We start from the raw sequence: 5,455 nt of genomic DNA, 5'->3' as shown, positions 1-5,455 counted from the left end.
GGGGTAGCGTCGGCCGTATGGACGAAGAAGCCCAGATCCGGGATGCGCGGCACGAGGACGCGCCGGCGCTGACGGCGCTTGCGGTCGCGCTCGCGCTGGGAACTCGCCCCCGGGCCGACGGGGTCGCTGTCGCGCTCGCGGCCATGATCGAGGGTCAGGATGTCGCGGTGCTCGTCGCCGACCGCGGCGACGGTCCCGTCGGATACGTCGCCGTCCATCGCTTCCACGCACTGTTCGCCGGCGGCGCGGTCGCGTTGGTCGAGGAACTCGTGGTGGGCACGGCCAGCCGAGGCGAAGGGATCGGCTCCCGGCTGGTGACCGCGGCCGAGGACGTGGCGCGGTGGTGGGGCGTGTCCCATCTCGCGGTGGCGACCGGCCGAGCGACGGCCTTCTACGAGGGTCGCGGCTACACGCCCACGGCGACGTTTCTCAGAAAGCAGTTGTTCTAGCAGAACCGCGGCGGGATCGACCGTGCGTCGCCCGGCTGATCACCCATCAGCCAGGTGCGATTCGCCAACGACTGCAGCGCTTCGACGAACGCGGGCATTGCTCGGGGTCCCACCGCCGCCACCACCTCTGCCTCGACGCCCCGGAGCGAGCGCCGGATCGACTCGCACTCGCGCTCGCCGCGAGGCGTGAGCCGGATCAGCACCCCGCGCTCGTCGAGGTCGCTCTCGTCGCGCGCGATGAGTCCCCGCCATTCCATCCGGCCGATCATCTGCGTCGCCGCCGGGCGGCTGACGCCCAACCGCGCCGCGATCTCGCACGGCCGCACTCCGAAGTGCGACGCGCTCACCTCGAGCGCGAGCCGGCCCTGGGCCGCGGTCATGGTCGCGCCGGACGCGCAGGCGTCCCGGAGGTAGTCGGTGATGCGCGCGGTGTCGAGCAGGGCGAACGTGAGGGGCGCTATCGGTTCCGTGCCGCCACGGCCCAGAGGAGCGTGACTGTTGCCGAACATGATTAACACGTTAACGATGCTGAACGTCGTCACCTCTTCCGCGGACGGATCTGTGGATAGCCCGCCCGCCCTAGACTTCCCCGGTGACCCAGGAGACCGGCCCGACGCCCGCATCGTCCCGTCGCCGCGTCTCCCAGCACCTGGTGGACCTGGCACCGCTCAGGGCGAGCCCCGCCTTCGCGCGGCTCTGGATCGGCGGCGCGATCTCCGGCATCGGCGCCTTCATGACCCAGGTCGCCGTGGGCCTTCAGATCTACGAGATCACCGAGTCGACGTTCATGGTGGGGCTGGTGGGCGGCGTGGCGCTGCTGCCGATGATCGTCGCCGGCCTGTGGGGCGGGATGATCGCCGACGTCTTCGACCGACGGAAGGTGCTCATCGCATCGTCCCTGGTGGCATGGGTGATGACGCTCACGTTGGTGGCGCTTTCCTTCTGGGACCAGGCGCTGCAGGGCGACGGCGGTCATGCCCCGGTGTGGCCGTTCTTCGTGGTCACCACTCTCAGCGCGGTCGCATCGACCGTCTCGAACGCCACGCGCGGCTCCGTGGTGGGGCGCATCCTGCCCGAGGACATGATCAGCCGGGCGACTGCGCTCAACGGCATCGCGTTCGGATCGATGCTGACCATCGGGCCGGCGCTCGCGGGCGTGCTCGCCGCCACGGTAGGCCTGCCGTGGACGTTCGCGATCGACGCGGTGCTCTTTACCGCCGGATTCCTGGGCGTGTGGATGCTGCCCGCCCTGCCGCGACTGGGAGAGCGCGTCGAGGCGGGCTGGCCGGTGCTCAAGGAGGGCCTGAGCTTCCTCAGGCGCTCACCCAACATCCGCATGAGCTTCGTGGTGGACATCATCGCGATGACCTTCGGCCGCCCGTACGTGCTGTTCCCCGCGCTGGGCGCGACCGTGGTGGGCGGCGGCCCCCTCACCGTGGGCGCGTTGACGGCGGCGGGCGCGGTAGGAACCATGCTGACGAGCCTGTTCTCCGGCCGCGTCGCCCACGTTCACCGGCACGGGATCGCGATCTCGCGCGCGATTCAGGTGTTCGGTGTGTTCGCCCTGATGTTCGGCGTGGTGACGCTGGTGCTGGGCCTGGGCGAGCACCAGGCGGCCCCCGGCTGGGGTGGGATCTACTGGCCTGTGCTGATCTTGCTAGGCCTCGCGATGGCGGGCATGGGCGCCTCGGACGAGGTCAGCGCGATCTTCCGCCAGACCATGATCATCCAGGCCTCGCCCGACGAGATGCGAGGCCGCCTGCAGGGCGTGTTCATCGTGGTGGTCACGGGCGGGCCGCGCATCGGCGACATGTATGCGGGAGTGCTGGCGACGGCCGTCGCGCTGTGGTTTCCGCCTCTGCTGGGCGGAGTGGTGATCATCGCGGTGATCGCGATCCTCACGCGCGCCCAGCGCGCCTGGCGCGACTACGACGCGCAGGCCCCCACGCCCTAGCGACGTGACGATGCGACGCCGGGTCCTGCGTCAGGGCGCCACGGGGCGAGTCAGCCCAGGTTCTTGACGGTCTCCGTGGCGATCGCCGTGGTGATCTGGCCCGCGTTCGTGCGATTGGGGTGGATGTACGAGACCTTGACGAAGTACTGGCCCACCTCCATCGCCTCGGTCCGGTATCCGGGGTACGCGTAGGCGTTCGTGGCGCCCTCGATCTCGACGTTCTTGAGGTCGCCGAAGATCTGAGTCGCGATCTCCCGGTGTCCGGCGGCATCGGGGAAGCCCCAGTTGACCTCCACCTGGATGCGCGGGACGTTGCGCTCGGTCGAGGCCGGGTTCCACGTGCAGATGTTGCGGCCGTCGTTCGAGAGCGCCGCGTTGAAGGTGCCGTCGAGCATCTTGAAGCCCGTCGCCTCCTGGAGGAACTCCGCGGTGAGCAGCGTGCAGGGATCCGGGGTTCCCTCCGGCGCCGTCGCGGTGACCGCGCCGTCCGCCGTGGGCGCCACGCTGGGCGACGCGCTGGAGTCGACGCCCCCGCCGGCGGGCGTGCATCCCCCCAGCAGCAGCGCGGCCGCTGCGGCCGCGCCCACCAGGACGGGTGGGAGACGGTGGCTCATCGTGATCCTCTCGATCGCCCGACGCCGGCGCTCGGCGTGACCTCTAGGGTACGTGACGCCCGGTGGCGACGATGCGGCCGCGGCTCAGACCATGTCGCTGAAGCCGAGTTGTCGCGCGGCCTCGTAGGTGACGATCGCCGCGGCGTTCGAGAGGTTCAGCGAACGGCGCCCGGGGAGCATCGGGATGCGCACCCACGAGGTCACGCCGGGATGGTCGAGCACGGCGTCCGGAAGGCCCGTGGGCTCGGGGCCGAACAGCAGCACGTCGTCGGGCTCGTAGGCGATGTTGGTGTACGTCAGGGACGCCCGCGCGGTGAAGGCGAACACGCGCGAGGCCGGCAGCTCGGCGATCAGGGCGTCCAGGCTCGGGTGAACCGTCACGGTCGCGAGGTCGTGATAGTCCAGGCCCGCTCGCCGCAGCTTCGGCTCGTCGAGTGTGAACCCGAGCGGTTCGATCAGGCGCAGCGGCGCCCCCGTCACGGCTGAGAGCCGGATCGCCGCGCCCGTGTTCTCCGGGATGCGCGGCTCGAAGAACGCGATCGACGGCAGGGCGACGGACATGAGGCCCAGTCTCGCACGCGAGCGGGGCCGCCCCGATGGTGGGACGGCCCCGCTCGCCGCGCGTGACGATCAGTCGAGGAAGGAGGAGATCCAGTCCTGCGCGATCGGGATGTCGACGCGCTGGAGCCCGTCGAGGTAGCGGCAGTTCAGCGTGTAGCCGTAGCTGGTCACCGCGACCAGGTACCCGTCGAGGAAGGTGGGGCCGCCCGAGTCGCCGAAGCACGTGCCACCCGTGCCGCGGTTGTCGTTGCCGTTGCCGTTGACCTGCAGGATCTGCGGGCTCAGCTTCTGACCCGGCTCCTGCGCGATCTGGCGGATGATGTTCGCACCCGAGGCGACCGGCTTGCGTGGCCCCTCGTCGGGCTTCACGACGGTGGTGCCGTAGCCGACGGTGGTGAACAGCGTCTTGTTGAGCGTGGGTTGCTTGACGGTGTCGAGGTAGCCGACGGGCGCGAGCTCCGCGGGCTCGATCCCGGGCACCGGGCCGTCGAGGGTCACCACGCCGTAGTCGTTCCAGTTCTTGATGTCCGTGAACCCCGAGTACTTGGGCGACGTGTGGGTCTGACCCGCGTACCAGGTGTGGCCAGTGTCCGGGTCCATGTACGAGCCGCCTTCGGTGGCGGGGTTCCAGGCATCGTCGCCCTCTGACGGGGGCAGGTACGGCGCGAAGTCCTCGCGGATGTAGGTGTCGAACGAGACGATCGCATGCGTCGCGGGGGCCTCGGTGCAGTGCGCGGCGGTGACCAGGACGTCGTCCGCGATCAGCGTGGCGGTGCATCGCCAGAGCGGGCCTTCGGCGTCGTACATCACGACCACCCCGACGTTGGGGTGGGCGCCTGTCGAGTCGATCGCGCCGTCCGTGATGGCGGAGGCGGGGGTGGCGAGGGTCGCGGCCAGGGTGGCGGCCACGACTGCGCCGAGTGCAAGAGACTTGCGGCTCATCGCTGTCCTTTCAGCAGTGCCGGGCCCCCAGGTGGGACCGGTGATCGCACTCTAGGGACATTCCATGTCAAAAAGCGAGATATGGGTGAAACCCCTACAGTTCGCACGGTGAAAGAGGCCTAGGCTCTCCCCATGAGTCACCCCGCCCCCTCCGGCAGCAGACGCGCCGCGATGGGCGGCATGCCGGGGCGCGGGGTCGCCGGTCGCGACGAGGACGCCCAGCGCGCCTTCAACGCCGAGGCCCCCGACATCCCGGACCTGTGGCCGCGGGTCGTCGCGCTGTTTCGGCCTTACCGGGGCGCGCTGATCACCACAGCCATCCTGGTGATCGCCACGGCCGCCGCCACCGTGATCCCGCCGCTGCTGGTCGAGCGCATCTTCGACCAGGCCCTGTTCCCGCCGGACGGCGACCCCCGCATCGGCCTGCTGGCGCGGCTGGTGGCCATCATGATCGCCATCTTCCTGATCGCGGCGGGCTTGGGCGTCTGGCAGACGTTCCTCACGTCCACCGTCGGCAACCGGGTGACAGGCGATCTGCGCGAGCGGCTGTTCGCGCGCCTGCAGTCGATGGAGCTCGCGTTCTTCACCCGCACCAAGACCGGGGTGATCCAGTCCCGCCTCCAGAACGATGTGGGCGGCGTCTCGGGCGTCCTGACCACGTTCGTGTCGAGCATCGTGGGTAACACGGTGACCGTGGTGGCCAGCCTGGTCGCGATGCTGCTGCTCGACTGGCGCCTGACCCTGCTCGCCGTGGTCCTCATGCCGGCGTTGGTGCTGGTTCAGCGCCGCGTGGGGCGGGTGCGGGCGCGCATCGCCGGGAAGACGCAGGAGTCGTTGTCCGAGCTCACGGCGATCACGCAGGAGACGCTCTCCGTGAGCGGGATCCTGCTGTCGAAGGTCTACAACCGCCAGCGCCTCGAGACGGACAGGTTCGC

Annotated in this window: 7 protein-coding genes; 3 read left to right on the top strand and 4 right to left on the bottom strand. The window is 70.0% G+C overall.

The genetic code is table 11. The features are described from left to right. Positions 1-449, top strand: a 449-nt coding sequence (locus tag Q0L54_RS10170) for a GNAT family N-acetyltransferase (protein WP_296667808.1), incomplete at its 5' end; no start/stop codon positions are given. Here the strand turns inward: Q0L54_RS10170 and Q0L54_RS10165 are convergent. Continuing rightward, a complete protein-coding gene (locus tag Q0L54_RS10165; RefSeq protein WP_296667806.1) occupies positions 446-958 on the bottom strand; it encodes a MarR family transcriptional regulator in 513 nt (170 codons plus the stop codon). The genes Q0L54_RS10170 and Q0L54_RS10165 overlap by 4 nt on opposite strands. Positions 959-1,041: 83 nt before the next feature. Between Q0L54_RS10165 and Q0L54_RS10160 the strand changes: the two genes are divergently transcribed. Continuing rightward, the gene (locus Q0L54_RS10160) at positions 1,042-2,403 is read left to right on the top strand and encodes an MFS transporter (protein WP_296667804.1); all 1,362 of its coding nucleotides are present in this window, start codon (positions 1,042-1,044) and stop codon (positions 2,401-2,403) included. 50 nt (positions 2,404-2,453) lie between these two features. Here the strand turns inward: Q0L54_RS10160 and Q0L54_RS10155 are convergent, their stop codons facing one another. The 3 genes from Q0L54_RS10155 to Q0L54_RS10145 all read right to left on the bottom strand — a co-directional run bounded on the left by Q0L54_RS10155 (position 2,454) and on the right by Q0L54_RS10145 (position 4,520). Then, positions 2,454-3,017, bottom strand: coding sequence for a DUF3558 family protein (locus tag Q0L54_RS10155; RefSeq protein WP_296667801.1), 564 nt, complete (start codon positions 3,015-3,017; stop codon positions 2,454-2,456). Between the two features lie 84 nt (positions 3,018-3,101). Continuing rightward, positions 3,102-3,578, bottom strand: a complete 477-nt coding sequence (locus tag Q0L54_RS10150; protein ID WP_296667799.1) for a tRNA (cytidine(34)-2'-O)-methyltransferase — start codon at positions 3,576-3,578, stop codon at positions 3,102-3,104. 69 nt (positions 3,579-3,647) lie between these two features. Continuing rightward, positions 3,648-4,520 carry a trypsin-like serine protease gene (locus tag Q0L54_RS10145; protein WP_296667797.1) on the bottom strand — a complete coding sequence of 291 codons (873 nt, stop codon included), beginning with the start codon at positions 4,518-4,520 and terminating at the stop codon, positions 3,648-3,650. Between the two features lie 171 nt (positions 4,521-4,691). Between Q0L54_RS10145 and Q0L54_RS10140 the strand changes: the two genes are divergently transcribed. Then, on the top strand, positions 4,692-5,455 hold a 764-nt coding region (locus Q0L54_RS10140; protein ID WP_296667810.1), incomplete at its 3' end, for an ABC transporter transmembrane domain-containing protein.

This window comes from Demequina sp., assembly GCF_024642165.1.
Lineage (GTDB): Bacteria > Actinomycetota > Actinomycetes > Actinomycetales > Demequinaceae > Demequina.
The sequence above is the reverse complement of the archived record's forward strand: the minus strand, read 5'-3'. Positions and strand labels throughout refer to the sequence as shown.